The 18,022-nt window shown below is 73.2% G+C and carries 15 protein-coding genes; 10 read left to right on the forward strand and 5 right to left on the reverse strand.

Going from position 1 to position 18,022, the window contains the following annotated elements:
- Window positions 1-90: 90 nt before the first annotated feature.
- On the reverse strand, window positions 91-2,781 hold the full coding sequence (locus AB0D74_RS34265; protein ID WP_362595622.1) for a DEAD/DEAH box helicase: 2,691 nt from the start codon (window positions 2,779-2,781) through the stop codon (window positions 91-93).
- A gap of 562 nt (window positions 2,782-3,343) precedes the next feature.
- On the opposite strand from AB0D74_RS34265, the gene AB0D74_RS34270 reads away from it, so the two are divergent.
- A complete protein-coding gene (locus AB0D74_RS34270; protein WP_362595624.1) occupies window positions 3,344-4,090 on the forward strand; it encodes a ferritin-like fold-containing protein in 747 nt (248 codons plus the stop codon).
- A 131-nt stretch (window positions 4,091-4,221) separates the two neighbouring features.
- On the opposite strand, the gene AB0D74_RS34275 is transcribed toward AB0D74_RS34270, so the two are convergent.
- The 4 genes from AB0D74_RS34275 to AB0D74_RS34290 form a co-directional block, all read right to left on the reverse strand.
- A complete protein-coding gene (locus AB0D74_RS34275; protein WP_294005637.1) occupies window positions 4,222-4,494 on the reverse strand; it encodes a hypothetical protein in 273 nt (90 codons plus the stop codon).
- A 173-nt stretch (window positions 4,495-4,667) separates the two neighbouring features.
- Window positions 4,668-4,895, reverse strand: coding sequence for a DUF3107 domain-containing protein (locus AB0D74_RS34280; protein WP_046730492.1), 228 nt, complete (start codon window positions 4,893-4,895; stop codon window positions 4,668-4,670).
- A gap of 141 nt (window positions 4,896-5,036) precedes the next feature.
- Window positions 5,037-5,681, reverse strand: coding sequence for a TetR/AcrR family transcriptional regulator (locus AB0D74_RS34285; RefSeq protein ID WP_362595627.1), 645 nt, complete (start codon window positions 5,679-5,681; stop codon window positions 5,037-5,039).
- A 200-nt stretch (window positions 5,682-5,881) separates the two neighbouring features.
- Window positions 5,882-6,106 (reverse strand): hypothetical protein, encoded by a 225-nt coding sequence (locus tag AB0D74_RS34290; RefSeq protein WP_362595629.1) that lies wholly within the window; start codon window positions 6,104-6,106, stop codon window positions 5,882-5,884.
- Window positions 6,107-6,433: 327 nt separating this feature from the next.
- Between AB0D74_RS34290 and AB0D74_RS34295 the strand changes: the two genes are divergently transcribed.
- The 9 genes from AB0D74_RS34295 to AB0D74_RS34335 all read left to right on the forward strand — a co-directional run bounded on the left by AB0D74_RS34295 (window position 6,434) and on the right by AB0D74_RS34335 (window position 18,015).
- Window positions 6,434-7,453: an alpha/beta hydrolase gene (locus AB0D74_RS34295; RefSeq protein ID WP_362595631.1), complete on the forward strand. Its 1,020-nt coding sequence runs from the start codon at window positions 6,434-6,436 to the stop codon at window positions 7,451-7,453.
- Window positions 7,454-7,460: 7 nt separating this feature from the next.
- Window positions 7,461-9,005 carry a DUF3152 domain-containing protein gene (locus AB0D74_RS34300; RefSeq protein ID WP_362595633.1) on the forward strand — a complete coding sequence of 515 codons (1,545 nt, stop codon included), beginning with the start codon at window positions 7,461-7,463 and terminating at the stop codon, window positions 9,003-9,005.
- Window positions 9,006-9,061: 56 nt separating this feature from the next.
- Window positions 9,062-9,154, forward strand: coding sequence for an Ms4533A family Cys-rich leader peptide (locus tag AB0D74_RS34305; protein WP_351321593.1), 93 nt, complete (start codon window positions 9,062-9,064; stop codon window positions 9,152-9,154).
- 166 nt (window positions 9,155-9,320) lie between these two features.
- On the forward strand, window positions 9,321-11,039 hold the full coding sequence (locus AB0D74_RS34310) for an ABC transporter substrate-binding protein (protein ID WP_362595636.1): 1,719 nt from the start codon (window positions 9,321-9,323) through the stop codon (window positions 11,037-11,039).
- Between the two features lie 4 nt (window positions 11,040-11,043).
- Window positions 11,044-12,093, forward strand: coding sequence for an ABC transporter permease (locus tag AB0D74_RS34315; RefSeq protein ID WP_362595638.1), 1,050 nt, complete (start codon window positions 11,044-11,046; stop codon window positions 12,091-12,093).
- Entirely contained in the window at window positions 12,090-13,088 is a 999-nt protein-coding gene (locus AB0D74_RS34320; RefSeq protein ID WP_362595640.1) for an ABC transporter permease, read from the forward strand. The genes AB0D74_RS34315 and AB0D74_RS34320 overlap by 4 nt, the downstream gene beginning before the upstream one ends.
- Complete coding sequence (locus tag AB0D74_RS34325; protein WP_362595642.1) at window positions 13,085-14,677, forward strand: ABC transporter ATP-binding protein; 1,593 nt, start codon at window positions 13,085-13,087, stop codon at window positions 14,675-14,677. Before AB0D74_RS34320 ends, AB0D74_RS34325 begins: the two co-directional genes overlap by 4 nt.
- A 216-nt stretch (window positions 14,678-14,893) precedes the next feature.
- Entirely contained in the window at window positions 14,894-16,687 is a 1,794-nt protein-coding gene (locus AB0D74_RS34330; RefSeq protein ID WP_362595644.1) for a DUF3492 domain-containing protein, read from the forward strand.
- Window positions 16,684-18,015: a hypothetical protein gene (locus tag AB0D74_RS34335; RefSeq protein ID WP_362595646.1), complete on the forward strand. Its 1,332-nt coding sequence runs from the start codon at window positions 16,684-16,686 to the stop codon at window positions 18,013-18,015. The genes AB0D74_RS34330 and AB0D74_RS34335 overlap by 4 nt, the downstream gene beginning before the upstream one ends.
- Window positions 18,016-18,022: the final 7 nt, after the last annotated feature.

Raw genomic sequence — 18,022 nt, forward strand, 5'->3', positions numbered from 1 at the left:
GCGGGTGTGGGTGTGGGTGCGGGCGGGCGGTGCGGACATGCGGACGGCCCGGACCACACGGGGTGGTCCGGGCCGTCGTCACGCGTGTGCTCAGGCCTCCGGGGCCGCGGCGGTCGCCTTCCGCGTCCGGCGGACCTTCGGCTTCGCCTCCGCGTCGGCCGCCTCGGCGGATGCAGCGGTCGCCGTGGACTCGGCCGCCTTGCGGGTGCGCCTCGGCTTCGCCGCCGGCTCCTCGGTCGCCTGCGCCGGGATCTCCGCGGTGGCGGCGGCTGCCGTCTTGCGGGTGCGGCGGGGCTTGGCCTCGGTGGCTTCGGCGGTGTCGACCGCGGCTTCGGCGGCTGCGGCCGTCTTCCGCGTGCGGCGCGGCTTGGGCGCGGCCTCGGCTTCCGCCACGGCGGTCTCGGCGACGGCGGCTGCCGTCTTCCGGGTCCGACGGGGCTTCGCCTCGGTGACCGCCTCGGCCGGCTCCGCCTCGACGACGGCCGCCGTCGCCTTGCGGGTGCGGCGGGGCTTGGCCTCGGTGGCTTCGGCGGTGTCGACCGCGGCTTCGGCGGCTGCGGCCGTCTTCCGCGTGCGGCGCGGCTTGGCCGCCGCTTCGGCCTCGCCGGCCTCCGGGACGGCGGCTGCCGTCTTGCGGGTGCGGCGGGGCTTGGCCTCGGTGGCTTCGGCCGTGTCGACAGCGGTCTCGGCGGCTGCGGCCGTCTTCCGGGTGCGGCGCGGCTTGGTCGCGGCCTCGGCTTCCGCCACGGCGGTCACCGGTTCCGCCACGGTGGTCACCGGCTGCGGCTCGGCCGCCACCGGCTCGGCCGGCTCCGCGACCTTGCGGGTGCGGCGACGGGCCGGGGCCGCCGGGGCCTCGACGGCCTCCGCGGGAGCCTGCGCGACCTCGGTCACGGGCTCGGCGGCCTTACGGACACGGCGGCGCGGCTTCGCCTCGGTGGCCTCGGCGGTGTCCACCGCGGCCTCGGCCGCGGCGGCTGCCGTCTTCCGGGTGCGGCGCGGCTTCGGCTCCGCCACGGTCTCGACCGCCTCGACGGCTGCCACGGGGGCGACCGCCTCGGGTGCCTCGGCCGTCTTGCGGGTCCGGCGGCGGGCGGGGGCCGCCGGCGCCTCTTCGGCCACCGGTGCCTCGGTCACCACCGGAGCCTCGGTCACCACGGGTGTCGTCGCCTCCGCGACCGGCGTGGCCTCCGCGGACCTGCGGGTGCGGCGGCGGCGCGGCGTCTCCGCCACGGCCGGTTCCACGACGGCCTCGACCGTCTCGACGACGGCCTCCGGCGTCACGGTCACCGGGGCGGCGGCCGTCACCGGCTCCTGCGACGCCCCGTTGCGGGTGCGGCGACGGCGGCGCGGGGTCCGGGTGGCCGCGGGCTCCGACGCCGCGAGAGCGTCGTCGGCGGCGGGCGGCGCGGCCTCGGCGGCGGGCGCCGCGGACGTCGTACCGGAGGCCTGGTCCAGGGCCGTACCGTTGCGCGTGCGACGGCGGCGGCGCGGGGTGCGGGCCGGACGCTCGCGCTCCTCGGTACGGGCCTCCTGACGGGCGTCGGTGCGACCGCCCCGGCCACCGCGACCGCGGGCACCGCGGCCACCGGTCTCGCCCAGGTCCTCCAGCTCCTCCGCGTCGAGCCCGGCGCGGGTGCGCTCCGAGCGCGGCAGGACACCCTTGGTGCCCGCGGGGATCTTGAGGTCCTCGAAGAAGTGCGGGGAGGTGGAGTACGTCTCCACCGGGTCGGGGAACTTGAGGTCCAGCGCCTTGTTGATGAGCTGCCAGCGCGGGATGTCGTCCCAGTCGACGAACGTGATCGCCGTACCCGAAGCGCCCGCGCGGCCGGTACGGCCGACCCGGTGCAGGTACGTCTTCTCGTCCTCGGGGGACTGGTAGTTGATGACGTGCGTCACGCCCTCGACGTCGATGCCGCGCGCGGCGACGTCGGTGCAGACGAGGACGTCCACCTTGCCGTTGCGGAACGCGCGCAGCGCCTGCTCGCGGGCGCCCTGGCCGAGGTCGCCGTGGACCGCGCCGGAGGCGAAGCCGCGGCGCTGGAGCTGCTCGGCGATGTCGGCGGCCGTGCGCTTGGTACGGCAGAAGATCATCGCGAGCCCGCGGCCGTCGGCCTGCAGTATGCGCGCGATCATCTCCGGCTTGTCCATGGAGTGCGCGCGGTAGACGAACTGCGCGATGTTCGCGACGGTCGCGCCCTCGTCGTCCGGCGCGGTGGCGCGGATGTGGGTGGGCTGGCTCATGTACCGGCGCGCGAGGCCGATGACCGCGCCCGGCATGGTCGCCGAGAACAGCATGGTCTGGCGCTTCGCCGGAAGCATGTCGATGATCTTCTCGACGTCGGGCAGGAAGCCCAGGTCGAGCATCTCGTCGGCCTCGTCGAGGACGAGCGACTTGATGTGCTTGAGGTCGAGCTTCCGCTGGCCCGCGAGGTCCAGGAGCCGGCCCGGGGTGCCGACGACGACATCGACGCCCTTCTTCAGGGCCTCGACCTGCGGCTCGTAGGCACGACCGCCGTAGATGGCGAGAACGCGTACGTTGCGGACCTTGCCGGCCGTCAGGAGGTCGTTGGTGACCTGGGTGCAGAGCTCGCGCGTGGGGACGACGACGAGCGCCTGCGGGGCGTTGGTGAGGGCTTCGGGGGCGGCGCGGCCGGCCTCGACGTCGGCGGGGACGGTCACGCGCTCCAGGAGCGGCAGGCCGAAGCCGAGGGTCTTGCCCGTGCCGGTCTTGGCCTGGCCGATGACGTCGGTGCCGGACAGGGCGACCGGGAGCGTCATCTCCTGGATGGGGAAGGGGTTGATGATGCCGACGGCTTCCAGGGCCTCGGCGGTCTCGGGGAGGATTCCGAGTTCACGAAACGTCGTAGTCAGGGTTTTGCCTCTTCTGTGTGGCGCGGCGCGAGGCGAGCGCGGGGGTCTTTGACGGACCGTGCCGGGGACGTCGGCTGCCTTACGGGCGGGCCGTGGGGGGCACGCCGTAGTGCACGGGACCTCTGCCGACGCTCTAGCGCTCGTACCGCTGAGGGTGTGTCCCTCCGGTCGTCGTACGCACAGTGCCGTACGAGCCGGGAGGGCTGTCGGGTCGGAGCCGATCGGGCCACCGACCGGGCATCCTCATACGTGCGGCCTGTCGAGGTACGTCGGAATTCGACGGCGTACCAGCAGGCGCATTACCACCATACCCCGGAATCGTGCACATGTGATGGCCGATTTGGTCACGTCGTGGTAGTCACAGTGGTTGACCAGGGGCTTCCCCGGCACTTCTCCGGGTCTCCCTGAGATTTCCCGGGGGCCTTCTCGTGGCTTCCCGGGGCTTCCGCGAGGCGGCGGGCGGGCTATTGTGCGCTTCATGACGAGCTCTGACAAGCCTGAGACCGCCTCCGCCGAACCGACCGGTGTCGCCGCCCAGGACTGGGCGCAGGCGGCTGCCGACCCGCACTACCGTGCCGCGGTCGTGGATCTGCTCGGCGCCCTCGCGTACGGCGAGCTCGCGGCGTTCGAGCGGCTCGCGGAGGACGCCAAGCTGGCGCCCTCGCTGGTGGACAAGGCCGAGCTGGCGAAGATGGCGTCGGCGGAGTTCCACCACTTCGAGCGGCTGCGGAACCGGCTCACGGAGATCGGCGAGGACGCCACGCAGGCGATGGAGCCGTTCGTCGCGGCCCTGGACGGCTTCCACCGGCAGACGGCGCCGTCCGACTGGCTGGAGGGCCTGGTCAAGGCCTACGTCGGCGACTCGATCGCCAGTGACTTCTACCGGGAGGTCGCGGCCCGCCTCGACACCGACACCCGCGAACTCGTACTGGCCGTCCTCGACGACACCGGGCACGCAGGGTTCGCGGTGGAGAAGGTCCGCGCGGCCATCGACGCCGACCCGCGGGTGGGGGGCCGACTGGCCCTGTGGGCGCGGCGGTTGATGGGGGAAGCGCTGTCCCAGTCCCAGCGGGTGGTCGCCGACCGGGACGCGCTGTCGACCATGCTGGTCGGGGGCGTGGCCGACGGGTTCGACCTCGCCGAGGTGGGGCGGATGTTCTCGCGGATCACCGAGGCCCACACGAAGCGGATGGCGGCGCTGGGGCTGGCGGCGTAGCGCTCTGTGGGGGGTGGTTGCGGGGGGTTGCGCGGCTGCGGGTGCGTTGTGGCCGGTCGCGCAGTTCCCCGCGCCCCTTTCGGGGCGCTTCGGCTCGGGCGCTCGGAACGTGCTCGGCGTGCGAGTGGACGCTACGCCGGGATCGATCGTCGGCGCAGGTGGCGGCCCGCCGGGCGGAGCAGCAGGGACAGGGACGCCGCCGAGACGATCGCCGCGCCCAGAAGAGTGACCAGGACCGTGCCGGGGCCGAGCGCGCTGTGGGTGACGAAGTCACCGAAGAGGGCCCCCGCGACGCCCGTGCAGAACACCAGGGGACGCGCCGGGAGCCGGTGGGACAGGCGGCTGGCGGCGGCCCACGACAGGGCCAGGCCGAGCAGTGCGGATCCAAGGACTTCCAGGAGCATCACGAGTGGTCCCTCCCACGGCCGGCCGGTGCTTCACGGTCGTAGCCCGTCATACCCGTGACCTGCGGAATGCAATCCTCCTCTGTGGACGACTTGTGGGCCACATGTGGAGGGGCGACATGACGAGGGGCCGGGTGGACACACGTCCACCCGGCCCCTCCGTGCTGCTGTGGTCAGACCGCGCTGAAGCCGACCTTGCGCACCGTCGGCTCACCGAGCTCGATGTACGCCAGGCGGTCCGTCGGGACCAGGACCTTCCGGCCGCGCTCGTCCTCCAGGGACAGCACCTGTGACTTGCCGGCCAGCGCGTCGGCGACGAGGCGCTCGACCTCCTCGGCGTTCAGACCGCTCTCCAGAACGATCTCGCGAGGCGCGTGCTGCACGCCGATCTTGACCTCCACGGCTATGTCCCTCCGACGGTCAGTGAAGTGCGCGACCTTCCGCGCCGTACGCAGCACACATTAGCCCGGTGAGGGGAGGTACACGCTGCGCACGTGCACGCCAGGAGCGAACAGCGAACGGGAATTCGCCGTCGGGCGGTGTCAGTGGTGGCCGTCGAGGCCGTGCAGCGGGAATCCCGCGATGCCCCGCCAGGCGAGCGAGGTCAGCAGCTGGACCGCCTGGTCGCGCGGGACCGAGCGGTCGCTGTGCAGCCAGGAACGGGCCACCACCTGGGCGAGACCGCCGAGGCCGGAGGCGAGCAGCATCGACTCGGCGCTCGGCAGGCCGGTGTCCTCGGCGATGACCTCGCAGATCGCCTCGGCGCACTCGTTGGTGACCTTGTCGACGCGTTCGCGCACCGCCGGCTCGTTCGTCAGGTCGGACTCGAAGACCAGGCGGAAGGCCCCGCCGTCGTCCTCGACGTACGCGAAGTACGCGTCCATGGTCGCCCGGACCCGCTGCTTGTTGTCGGTCGTCGACGCGAGCGCGCCGCGCACCGCCCCGATCAAGGCCTCGCAGTGCTGGTCCAGCAGGGCCAGGTACAGGTCGAGCTTGCCCGGGAAGTGCTGGTAGAGCACCGGCTTGCTGACGCCCGCGCGTTCGGCGATGTCATCCATGGCAGCCGCGTGGTACCCCTGCGCGACGAAAACTTCCTGGGCGGCGCCCAGCAGCTGGTTCCGTCGGGCACGGCGCGGCAGGCGGGTGCCCCGCGGGCGCGCCGCCTCTGTCTGCTCGATGGCTGTCACGCCGCCTCCCAAAGTCGTCCACATGAGTCGTCCACATGCGGATCGCTCCGCGCGGCCATCGTACTTTTCGGTAACCGTGCTGTGCGCGGTGCGAGCGCAGAATTTCACGTACCGGACGACGGCGAAAGCCGCACCGGGAAATTACCGGGACATACGAACAGGCCAGGTGGGCACACCGGAGCCCGGTCGGTCGGTCACGGTCAGCGGTAGTCGTCCTCGTCCAGGGAGACCACGCGCGCCTGCTCGATCAGATCGGCCTCGTTCGCGCGGGCCGGATCGACACCCGTGAGCGGGTCGTCGTGGGACGGCGTGACGTCCGTGTGCTGCTCGGCTGCGTCGCCCTCAGGGGCCTCGACGTCGATCTCCGGGGGGTCCAGCGCCTCCAGATCGCCGAGTACGTCGGGGTCGGTGGGGTCATGGGCCATGGTGGGCTCCCTTCCTCGGAAGATCCCTGGCGGAAGCAGGGGGCCACATACGGGTGCCCTGTCTACGAGCGTAGGAGACACCGGATGCGGACGCTATGCCGTCACTGTGCTTCTGCTGTGCCTCGATCGTGCCGTCGCCGTGCGTCGCCGAGCCGTCGCCATGTCACTGTCGTGCCGTCCGGGGCCGTCCGGGGCCGTTCGCGGCCGTCCGGGGCCGTTCGCGGCTCGCGCGGCCGGGGCCGGGCACGGCCCGCGCACGGCTCGCCCGGTTAATTCTGTGACGGCGAACACATGAATCACGGTGTGATCGTCTCGTAACATTGGCGCATGTCTTCGACCGAACTGCCCTTCGTGCCGCCCACCAGCGTGCTCCCCGAGGCGGCGGCAGTCAGAGTCGCGGAGGGCGAACGGCTGCGGTCGGTGGGACTGCCCGGCGTGACCCTCTCGGTGCGTTCACGCCCGCCCGCGCGCGAGGGCCTGCCGCCCGCGCTCTACATCCACGGGCTCGGCGGCTCCTCGCAGAACTGGTCGGAGCTGATGGAACAGCTCGAAGGCGTCGTGGACGGCGAGGCGATCGACCTGCCGGGCTTCGGCGACTCGCCGCCCCCGGACGACGGCGACTACTCGGTCACCGGCCACGCGCGCGCGGTCATCCGCTATCTCGACGCGGTCGGCCGCGGCCCGGTCCATCTCTTCGGCAACTCCCTGGGCGGCGCGGTCGCCACCCGGGTCGCCGCCGTCCGCCCGGACCTCGTACGCACCCTCACGCTCATCTCGCCGGCCCTGCCCGAACTCCGCGTGCAGCGCACCGCCGTGCCGACGGTCCTCCTCGGCCTCCCCGGCGTCGCCGGGCTCCTCACCCGTACGACCGGCAAGTGGACCGCCGAACAGCGGGTACGGGGGGTGCTGGCCCTCTGCTACGGCGATCCCGGCCGGGTGACGCCAGAGGCGTTCGAGCACGCGGTCCAGGAGCTGGAGCGGCGGCTGCGGCTGCCGTACTTCTGGGACGCGATGGCGCGGTCCGCGCGCGGGATCGTCAACGCGTACACGCTGGGCGGCCAGCACGGGCTCTGGCGCCAGGCCGAGCGCGTCCTCGCCCCGACCCTGCTGATCTACGGCGGCCGTGACCAGCTCGTCGGCTACCGCATGGCTCAGAAGGCCGCGCGCAGCTTCCGCCACTCCCGGCTGCTCTCCATGCCGGACGCCGGGCACGTGGCGATGATGGAGTACCCGGCGGCGGTCGCCGGGGAGTTCCGTGAACTTCTCGCCTCAGCCGACAGGTTGGGCGACCGGCCGGCTGCCGGGACCCTCGGCGGCGGTCCGGTCGCGCCGGGCGCGGGGAGCTGAGGGACGCGTGGGACGCCACAGCCGCCGCAGGCCGGCAGCCAAGGGTGACGCGGCGGACATAGGCAACGCGCGCGCAGTCCGGAAGCAGGGCCCGGGGGGCTCGGGGGACGGCGCGCGCGGTTCCGCGGGGCCTGCGGGTCCTACCGGGCCTGCGGGGCCTACCGTGCCGCGCCCGGCCGACGGGACTCCCGCGGGCGGGGCACCGCGGTTCACGGACGGCACACCCGCGCAGGGCGTTCCACGGCTGCCCGACGGCACGCCCGCCCGGGGGGTCCCTGGGTTCGCCGGCGGGCCGGCGGCCGGTGCCGTGCCTCGCCACGCCGACGGGACCCCGGCGCACGGTGTCCCGCGTCTCCCGGACGGGACCCCGGCGCACGGGGTCCCACGAGTCCGTGGCGGGCACCCGCAGCAGCGTGAGGCAGGCGGCGGCTGGGGCCGGCTGGGCGGGCCGGACGGTGCCCCCGGCGGGCCCGCCGGTGCCGCCTTCGGGGCGACCGGTGTGTCGATACCGCGGCAGCGGCGGGGCGGGCCCGGTGGGCCGCGGCAGGACTACGTCGACGCCTTCGACGAGGAAGTCGACGTCTTCGCACCCCGCCCCGGCATCGGCGCCCAGCGCGCGGAAACGTATCCGCCCGGCTCGGGTCCGCACACGTCCCCGCTCCCGTCCGGCAACGACGGGGGTGCGGGCGAGGCCGGCGACGCGCTGCCCACCGGCGAGCCCGCGCAGCCCAAGGGCGGCAAGAGCCGGGCCTTCGCGGGGGTCGCGGCAGCCGCCGTCACGACCGTGCTCGCGGTGATCGTCGCCGGGCAGGTGATCGACGGCCGGGACGGCGCCGCCGTACGGTCGCAGTCGGCCGTGGGCGGGACGCGGGCCACCGACGGCGCCGCCTCGCGCGGGGACGGCCGCAGCACGCCGTCCGCGTCGGCCTCCGCCTCGCCGGGCGTCGTGACGCTGTCGTACGAGCAGGCGATGGGTGAGAAGTACCCGCTGAGCGCCGAGCTGGCCGGGTCCGGGAAGTTCAGCACCGTGCCGGGGAGCGCGAAGGCGCCGGGCAAGGGGCGGAAGTACACCTACCGCGTCGACGTGGAGCAGGGGCTGGGGCTGGACGGGAAACTCTTCGCCGAGGCCGTGCAGAAGACGCTCAACGACGACCGCAGCTGGGCCCACGACGGCACCCGTACCTTCGCGCGCGTGTCCACCGGCAAGCCCGACTTCGTGATCACGCTCGCCAGCCCCGGCACCACCGCCGACTGGTGTGCCAAGTCCGGCCTCGACACGACCGAGGACAACGTGTCCTGCGACTCGGCGTCCACCGAACGCGTCATGATCAATGCATACAGATGGGCCCAGGGCAGCAAGACGTACGGCGACAAGATCCATGCCTACCGGCAGATGCTGATCAACCACGAGGTCGGCCACCGGCTCGGCTACGGCCATGTGACCTGCGACAAGGACGGCGAGCTCGCGCCGGTCATGCAGCAGCAGACCAAGTTCCTGGACCACGACGGAATCCACTGTCTGCCCAACCCCTGGCCGTATCCCAAGAGTTGACAGGTGGCTCATACATCACATTGACATGCGCAGAAAGTTCGTACATATTTCTGGGCATGTCGTCCCTTCACGCCTCCGCGCGCGCCGCCATCGAGCTGGCGCTCATCGGCGTGACCGCGCTCTGCGTGGCCGACATTCACTGTCGCTGACGCCCGCCTTCAGGCGTTCGCGTCGCGATCCCTCTCTGCCGCCGTGACCTGGGTCACGGCTCTTTCGACGACCTGGCGCCCGGGCAGACGTCTGTTCACTTTCGTCTCACTCCTCGTCAATCTGTCTCGCCAGTCGAGACTCGCCTTCCGAGAGGTCGTCATTCCGATGCGTCACCCGTCCGTGAACAGCGCCCGCGCGGCGTACGTTTCGCTCGCCCTGGTCGTGGCGGCGGGCGCCGCCGCCTGCGGGCCGAAGGACAACGATGCCAACGGCTCGAGTGGCGACGCCACGCCGCACAAGGGCGGCACGCTCACCGTCCTGAACTCCGACCCGCAGTCGGACTTCGACCCGGCCCGCCTGTACACCTCCGGCGGCGGCAACGTGCCCTCCCTGGTCTTCCGTACGCTCACCACCCGCAACCGCGCTGACGGCGCCGCCGGCACCAAGGTCGTCCCCGACCTGGCCACCGACACCGGTCGCCCCAGCAAGAACGCGACCTTGTGGACGTACACCCTGAAGGCGGGCCTCAAGTACGAGGACGGCACCCCGATCACGTCCGCCGACATCAAGTACGGCATCGAGCGCTCCTTCGCCCCCGAACTCAGCGGCGGTGCGCCCTACCTGCGGGACTGGCTGGCCGGGGCGGCCGACTACCAGGGGCCGTACAAGGACAAGAAGGGGCTCTCGGCGATCGAGACGCCGGACGACCGCACGATCGTCTTCCACCTGAACAAGCCCGAGGGCGAGTTCCCGTTCCTGGCCACGCAGACGCAGTTCACGCCCGTCCCGAAGGCCAAGGACACCGGCACCAAGTACGAGGAGCACCCGGTCTCGTCGGGCCCCTACAAGGTCGTGAAGAACGAGAACGACGGAGAGCACCTGGTCCTGGAGCGCAACACGTACTGGTCCGCGTCCGTCGACGACCAGCGCAAGGCGTACCCGGACAGGATCGACGTGCAGTCCGGCCTCGACTCGTCCGTGATCAACCAGCGGCTGTCGGCGTCCCAGGGGACGGACGCGGCGGCCGTGACGACGGACACCAACCTGGGTCCGGCCGAACTCGCCAAGGTGACCGGCGACAAGGAACTCGCCGCGCGCGTCGGCACCGGCCACTTCGGCTACACGAACTACATAGCGTTCAACCCGAAGGTCAAGCCGTTCGACAACCCGAAGGTGCGCCAGGCGATCTCGTACGCCGTCGACCGGTCGTCCGTGATCAACGCGGCGGGCGGCAGCGCCCTCGCCGAGCCCGCGACCACCTTCCTGCCGAACCAGAAGTCCTTCGGCTACACGCCGTACGACCTCTTCCCGGCGGGCGACACCGGCAACGCGGCCAAGGCCAAGGAGCTGCTGAAGGAAGCCGGTTACCCGAACGGGCTCACCGTCACGCTGACCCACGACAACGCCGACAACTTCAAGACGAGCCCCGAGATCGCGACCGCGATCCAGGACGCCCTCAAGAAGGCCGGCATCACGGTCAAGCTCCAGGGCCTGGAGGACAACAACTACTCCGACACGGTCCACAGCGTGAAGACCGAGCCGGGCTTCTTCCTCGCCGCGTGGGGTGCCGACTGGCCCTCCGGCGGTCCCTTCCTCGCCCCGATCTTCGACGGCCGGCAGATCGTCAAGGACGGCGCGAACTTCAACGCCTCCCAGCTCAACGATGCTTCGGTCAATGCCGAGATTGACGCGATCAACAAGTTGACCGATCTTGACGCGGCTGCCAAGCGGTGGGGTGCACTGGACAAGAAGATCGGCGCGCAGGCCCTGACCGTGCCGCTGTTCCACCCGGTCTACAAGCGGCTCGTCGGCAAGGACATCAAGAACGTCGTGATCAGCGACTGGACCGGTGTCCTGGACATCTCCCAGGTCGCGGTGAAGTAGCGCCGTGAGCGAGGCACTTGTCGCCACCCTGGCCCCCGAGGCGTCCGCCTCGGGGGCTTCGGGGGCCCGTCAGCTCTGGCGGCGGCTGCGTGTGCAGCGGGCCGCCGCGGTCGCGGCCGGCGTCGTCGCGCTGCTCGTCCTGGTCGCGCTCGCCGCGCCGCTGCTCACCGCCCTCGAGGGCCAGGACCCGACCACCTACCACCCCGCCCTCATCGACTCCGCGCGCGGCGGCGTGCCGACCGGCTCCCTCGGCGGCATCTCCGCCGACCACTGGCTGGGCGTGGAGCCGCAGACCGGACGGGACCTGTTCGCACGGCTGGTGTACGGGGCGCGGGTGTCCCTGGGGGTCGCGTTCGCGGCGACCGTGATCCAGGTCCTCCTCGGTCTGCTCGTCGGCGTGACGGCCGCGCTCGGCGGCAGGTGGATCGATCAACTGTTGAGCCGGATCACGGACATCTTCGTCGCGCTGCCCCTGATGATCATGTCGCTGGCACTGCTCGCGATCGTGCCGCAGAGCTTCCCGCGGCCCGTCCTGGTCACCCTCGTCATCGGGTTCATCTCCTGGGGCACCATCGCGAAGATCGTGCGCGCCCAGACGCTCACCCTGAAGGGGCTCGACTACGTCGCCGCCGCACGGCTCAGCGGCTGGGGTGCCTGGCGCATCGCCCGCCGTGAACTGCTGCCCGGCCTGGCCGCGCCCGTCATCACGTACGCCTCGATCCTCATCCCGGTCAACATCAGCGTCGAGGCGGCCCTGTCCTTCCTCGGCGTCGGGGTGAAGCCGCCGACGCCCTCCTGGGGCCAGATGCTCACCGCCGCCGACGTCTGGTACCAGGCGGCCCCGCAGTACCTGCTGCTGCCGGCGGGCGCGCTGTTCGTGACCGTCCTCGCGCTGACCGTCCTCGGCGACGGCGTCCGCACCGCCCTGGACCCGCGCGCCGCCTCCCGGCTCGGCGTCGGCACCGGCCGCAGGCGCGCGGCCGGGACGACGGCGACGGCGACCGCGACGGCAACCGCGAAGACGACGGCCCCGGCGAAGGAGGAATCCGCGTGAACGGCTTCGGCGGCTTCCTGCTCCGCCGCATCGTCGGCGCCCTGGCGACCCTGCTCGCCATCTCGGTGATCGTCTACGTCGTCTTCTACGTCACCCCGGGCAACGTCGCCCAGATCACCTGCGGCCCGCGCTGCTCCCCGGAGCAGGTGCACCAGGTGGCCCAGCAACTGCACCTCGACGACCCCCTGTACGTGCGCTACTGGCACTTCCTGGAGGGCCTGGTCGTCGGCCAGGACTACTCCACCGGCACCTCCGTGGAGCACTGCTCGGCGCCCTGCCTCGGCCTGTCCTACCAGACCGACCAGCAGGTCCTGAGCATCATCCTGACCAGGCTTCCGGTCAGCCTCTCGCTGGTGTTCGGCGCGATGGTGCTGTGGCTGCTCCTGGGCGTCGGCACGGGAGTGCTCTCCGTCTGGCGGCGCGGCCGGCTCACCGAGCGCGTGCTGACCGGCCTCACACTGGCGGGCTGGGCCACACCGGTCTTCGTCATCGGCCTGGTCCTGATGATCGTCGTCTGCGGAGAACTGCAACTCCTGCCCTTCCCGCAGTACGTGAAGTTCACCGACGACCCCGAACAGTGGGCGTGGAACCTGCTGCTGCCCTGGTTCTCGCTCGCCCTCATCGAGTCCGCCGCCTTCGCCCGGATGACCCGGGCGTCGATGCTGGAGACCCTGGCGGAGGACCACATCCGCACCTTCCGCGCGTACGGCGTCGGCGAACGGTCGATCGTCGGGCGGCACGCCCTGCGCGGGGCGCTCGCACCGGTCATCGCGCTGAACGCCAACAACTTCGGCTCGGCCGTCGGCGGCGCCGTGCTCACCGAGTCGCTGTTCGGACTGCCCGGCCTCGGCCAGGAGCTCGTGCACGCCGTCAGCGTGGTCGACCTGCCCGTCGTCGTCGGCATGGTCCTCGTCGTCGGCTTCTTCGTGGTCCTCGCCAACGCCGTCGCGGACGTGCTGTACGCGGTGGCCGACCGACGGGTGGTACTGACGTGAGTCTCGTCCAAGTCACTGATCTGACCGTCGACTTCGGCGACCTGCGGGCCGTCGACGGACTGTCGTTCACCCTGGAGCGCGGCGCCGCGCTCGCCCTGGTCGGCGAGTCCGGCTCCGGCAAGTCCACGGTCGCCTCGGCCCTGCTGGGCCTGCACCACGGCACGGGGGCCCGGCTCGGCGGCTCGATCGAGGTCGCCGGCACCGACGTACAGGCGGCCTCGGACGCCGAGCTGCGGAAGCTGCGCGGGGGGAAGGCGGCGATGGTCTTCCAGGACCCGCTGTCGTCCCTCGACCCGTACTACGCGATCGGCGACCAGATCGCCGAGGTGTACCGCGTGCACACGCGCGCGTCACGACGCGCCGCACGCGCGCGTGCCGTGGAGGTGCTCGACCGGGTCGGCATCCCGGACGCCACGCGCCGGTCCCGGTCCCGTCCGCACGAGTTCAGCGGCGGCATGCGGCAGCGCGCGCTGATCGCCATGGCGCTCGCCTGCGAGCCCGAACTGCTCATCGCGGACGAGCCCACCACCGCCCTCGACGTGACCGTCCAGGCCCAGATCCTCGACCTGCTGCACACCCTGCGCGAGGAGACCGGCATGAGCCTGCTGCTGGTCACCCATGACGTGGGCGTCGCCGCCGAGAGCGTCGACCGGGTGCTCGTCATGCGGCACGGGCGCGTGGTCGAACAGGGGCCGGTCGCCGCCGTGCTCGGCGCTCCCGCCGAGCCGTACACGCGGGAACTGCTCTCCGCCGTCCCGCGCGTGGACGCGGTGCGCGCGCCGTCGCAGGCCTCCGGGGAGGCCGTCCTGGAGGCGAAGGGCCTGCGCCGCGAGTTCGGGCGCGGGAAGCGGGCGTTCGCGGCCGTGGACGACGTGACCCTGACCGTGCACCGGGGCGAGACCCTCGGCATCGTCGGCGAGAGCGGCAGCGGCAAGACCACCCTCGGCCGGATGCTGGTCGGGCTGCTGGAACCGACGGCGGGGGAGGTCCGTTACGACGGGCACGCGCGCGTGGGCGTGAACCCGGCCGTCCAGATGGTCTTCCAGGACCCGGTGTCCTCCCTCAACCCGCGACGCAGCGTCGGCGAGTCGATCGCCGATCCGTTGCGGGCGCGGGGCGAACGGGACGAGGGGCGCATCCGGGGGCGCGTGATCGAACTGCTGGAGCGCGTGGGGCTCGAAGGGGCGCACTACCAGCGCTATCCGCACGAGTTCAGCGGCGGCCAGCGCCAGCGCGTGGGTATCGCGCGGGCGCTCGCGGCCGACCCGCGCGTCATCGTCTGCGACGAGCCGGTCTCCGCGCTGGACGTCACCACGCAGGCCCAGGTCGTCGCGCTGCTCGGTGAACTCCAGCGGGAACTCGGGCTCGCGCTCGTCTTCGTCGCCCACGACCTCGCCGTCGTGCGTCAGGTGAGCGACCGGGTGGCGGTCATGCGGCGCGGCCGGATCGTCGAGACCGGGCCCGCCGACGAGGTCTACGACAACCCCCAGGACCCGTACACCAGGCAACTCCTGGCCGCCGTGCCCGCCCTCGACCCCGAGGCCGCGGCCCGGCGGCGGGCGGCGCGCCGGGAGTTGGCGTCGGCGTGACGTTTCCGCAGATCCGGACGTGACGTTCCGCCGCCGATCGGTTGCCTAGCGCGACAGAACGCGACCCGCACGGGAAAGTTACGACCGTTCACCCCTTTTGGTGGCGCGATGGACAACCGTCCGTCGCGCCACCGTCTTGTCCGCATACCGTTCGTCCCGCTGCGAGCCACCGAGCCACGGTGGCTCCCATACGGGAGATCGATCGGGGGTGCACACGTGCGCATCGGACTCGTTACGGAGGGTGGTTATCCGTATGTGAGCGGTGACGCCGGACTCTGGTGCGACCGGCTCGTGCGCGGGCTCGGGCGGCACGAGTTCGACCTCTACGCGCTCAGCCGCACCCGGCGCCAGGAGGACGAGGGCTGGCTGCCGCTGCCCTCGCACGTCAGCCGGGTCCGGACGGCTCCTCTGTGGACCGCCGACGAGGACGGCGCCAGGTACGGACGGCGCGCGCGCCGGCGCTTCGCCGAGAGCTACGGCGAGCTCGTGGAGGTGCTGTGCGCCGGTCCTGCCGCGGACGGCACGGACGGCGCGGGCGACTCGAACGCCACGGACGGGCCGGTCGGTGCGGGCGCGCCGACCGGTGCGGGCGGCCTCCGGGCCGTGCCGGATTCTCTGACGGACCGTTTCGGCAACGCGCTCCGCGGGCTCGCCGAACTCGCCCGTGACGAGGGCGGCCTGGCCGGCGCGCTCCGCTCCGACACCGCCGTACGCGCACTGGAGCGCGCCTGTCGCGCGCCCGGCGCCCTCGGTACGGCGCACGAGGCACGCGTGCCCGATCTGCTCGCCGTCGCCGCCCACCTCGAACGCGCCCTGCGCCCCCTCTCCCTGGACTGGTACGGCGACGACGGCCTCGGCGCGGCCGATCTCTGCCACGCCACCGCCGGCGGCCCGGCCGCCCTGGCCGGCCTGCTCGCCGGGCACTTCTCCGGCGTGCCGCTGCTGGTCACCGAGTACGGCGTGCACCTGCGCGCGCACTACCTCGCCGCCGGCCCCGACGCGGCCGGCCCCGCCGTACGCGTGCTGCTCGCCGCCTTCCACGGCCGGCTCGCCGCCGAGGTCTACCGGCGCGCCGCGATCATCACCCCGGCCAACGCGCACGCCCGTCGCTGGCAGGAGCGCTGCGGCGCCGATCGGGCCCGCATCCGTACCGTGCATCCCGGCCTGGAGGCCGCCCGCTTCACCGAGGTGGGCGAGGCCCCGGACCGCGCCGATCCGGACACGCTCGTGTGGGTCGGCCGGATCGAGCCGGCCAAGGACCTGGTGTCACTGCTGCACGCCTTCGCCGAGGTCCGCAGGGCGGAGCCCAAGGCGCGACTGCGGGTCGTGGGCGCCCCGGCGGGGCCGGACGGCACGGCCTATCTGGGACATTGCAGGGCGCTCGCCGCACAGCTCTTCCCCGACGAGGCCGAGGGTGTGCACGCCGTCGGCGACAACCCGGTCTCCTTCGAGGAGATAGGCGGCCCGGAGGCGCCGACCCTCGCCGACGCTTATGCGTCCGGCGCGGTCGTCGTCCTGTCCAGCGTCGTCGAGGGCTTCCCGGTGGGACTCGTCGAAGCGATGTTCTGCGGCCGGGCGACCGTCTCCACGGACGTCGGCGCCGTGGTCGAGGCCATCGGCGGCACCGGGCTCGTCGTGCCCCCGCGCAATCCGCGGGCGCTCGCGGAGGCGTGCGTGGCGCTGCTGCGCGACCCCGAGCGCCGTGAGCGCCTCGGAGCCGCCGCGCGCGCCCGGGCGCTCGAACTGTTCACCGTCGAGCAGAACATCGCGGCATTTCACAGCATTTACCTGGAGATCGTCTCGCACTGCCCGGTACGCCGGGTCGTTCTCGACCAGGCGGGCGAGCCCCTGCCGTTCGCCTTCCCGGCCGAGGCCCACGTGCCGGGCCGCTGGACCGGCCCCACGGCCCGCGTCGCGCATCGCAGGGTGCCCGGCTGGGCCCTGGGCACCGCCATGAAGCCCGGCCCCGCACGGGCCACCCCGCTCACGGCCGCCGAGGGGGCGCTGTGAACGGCGACGAGGGCAGCACGCCCAACGGCGGCCCGGGAGAGCTGGACCGGCCCGGACGGCCCGCCGCGGCCGACGCCTGGGACACACGGTCGCAGGGGTGGCTCCTGGAAACGGACGAGGCCGGCCCGGGGCACGCCCTCCCCGCGCGCCGCACCCCGGCGTCCGGCGCGGTCCCCGCGGTCGGCCTGCGGGAGGCCGGGGACACCGTCGGCAGCCGCAGAACCGCACCCCGCCGAGGCGGTGCCGCCGACCCTGTGAAGGCGCTGCTGCACCGGCACCGTGCGCTCTGCGAGCGGGCCGTGGACCCGCTGGAGATCGCCGCCGGCCTCGAGGCGCACGGCGTCACCGACCGCACCGCGGCCCGCTTCCGGCACCGCGACGTCTTCTCCCTCGCCGAAGAGCTCTACGCGCGCGTGCCCCGCGACGGCGACCGACGCACGCCCCCCGAACCGGAGCCCGCGCCGCCCGTGCGCGCCGACCGGGTCCTGCTCGCGCTCCTCCCCGGCGCCGTGTGCGCGGCGGCCGTGACCGCCGTACGGCTCACCGAGGGCCGCCCCCGCCTCCTCGCGGCAGCCGTCGGCGTGCTCGCCGTCGCCCTGGCCGTACGCCCGGTCCTGCGTCGCGGCCCCCTGGCCGCACCGGCCCGGACACCCGCCTGGCGCGCCGCCACCGGCACCCGCGCCTCCACCTGCTGGCTCCTCGCCTACGCCCTGCTCGGCGACGGCCTGCTGCGGGCCCTCGTGGACGGCGGCCCCGACGGCCTCCCGACCGGTGCCGCCGACGGCCCCTGGCCGGTGGCCACGGCCTCGGTCCTCGCGCTCACCCTGGCCTGCGCCCCGGCCGCCTGGAGCACCCACCTGTTCACCGCGGGCGCCCGCCGCAGGCTCGCGGTCAGCCGGGGCCTGGAGGAGTTCACCGGAGCCGTACAGCCGTTGCTGCTCGGCATGTTCGCCGTCTTCCTCGGCGCCCTCACCGCCCTGCTCGCCCTGTGCGGCGCCGCCCTCGGCGAACCCGCCGGCTACCCGGCGGCCCTCACCCTCGGCGCCCTCCTGCTGCTCGCCCGCCTCCTCACCGTCCACAACGTCCCGCAGGGGCCCGCCCTCCCCGTCGCCGCGGCCACCGAAGCGGCGGCCCCGGCCTTCGTCCTGGCCGGCCGGCTGCCCGGCTGCGCCTTCCTGGCCGTCCCCGTCGACACCCTGGTCGACGCCTGGGGAACGGGGGCCGTCCCGGCCCTCGGCTGCGGCGGCGCCGCCCTCGCGCTGCTGATCCGGGCGACCCGCACCCTCACCCGGGCCCCGGCCCACGCGCCGACGGGAGACCCGGCATGAGCAGAGC

It is taken from the genome of Streptomyces sp. NPDC048278, assembly GCF_040652195.1.
Taxonomy (GTDB): Bacteria; Actinomycetota; Actinomycetes; order Streptomycetales; family Streptomycetaceae; genus Streptomyces.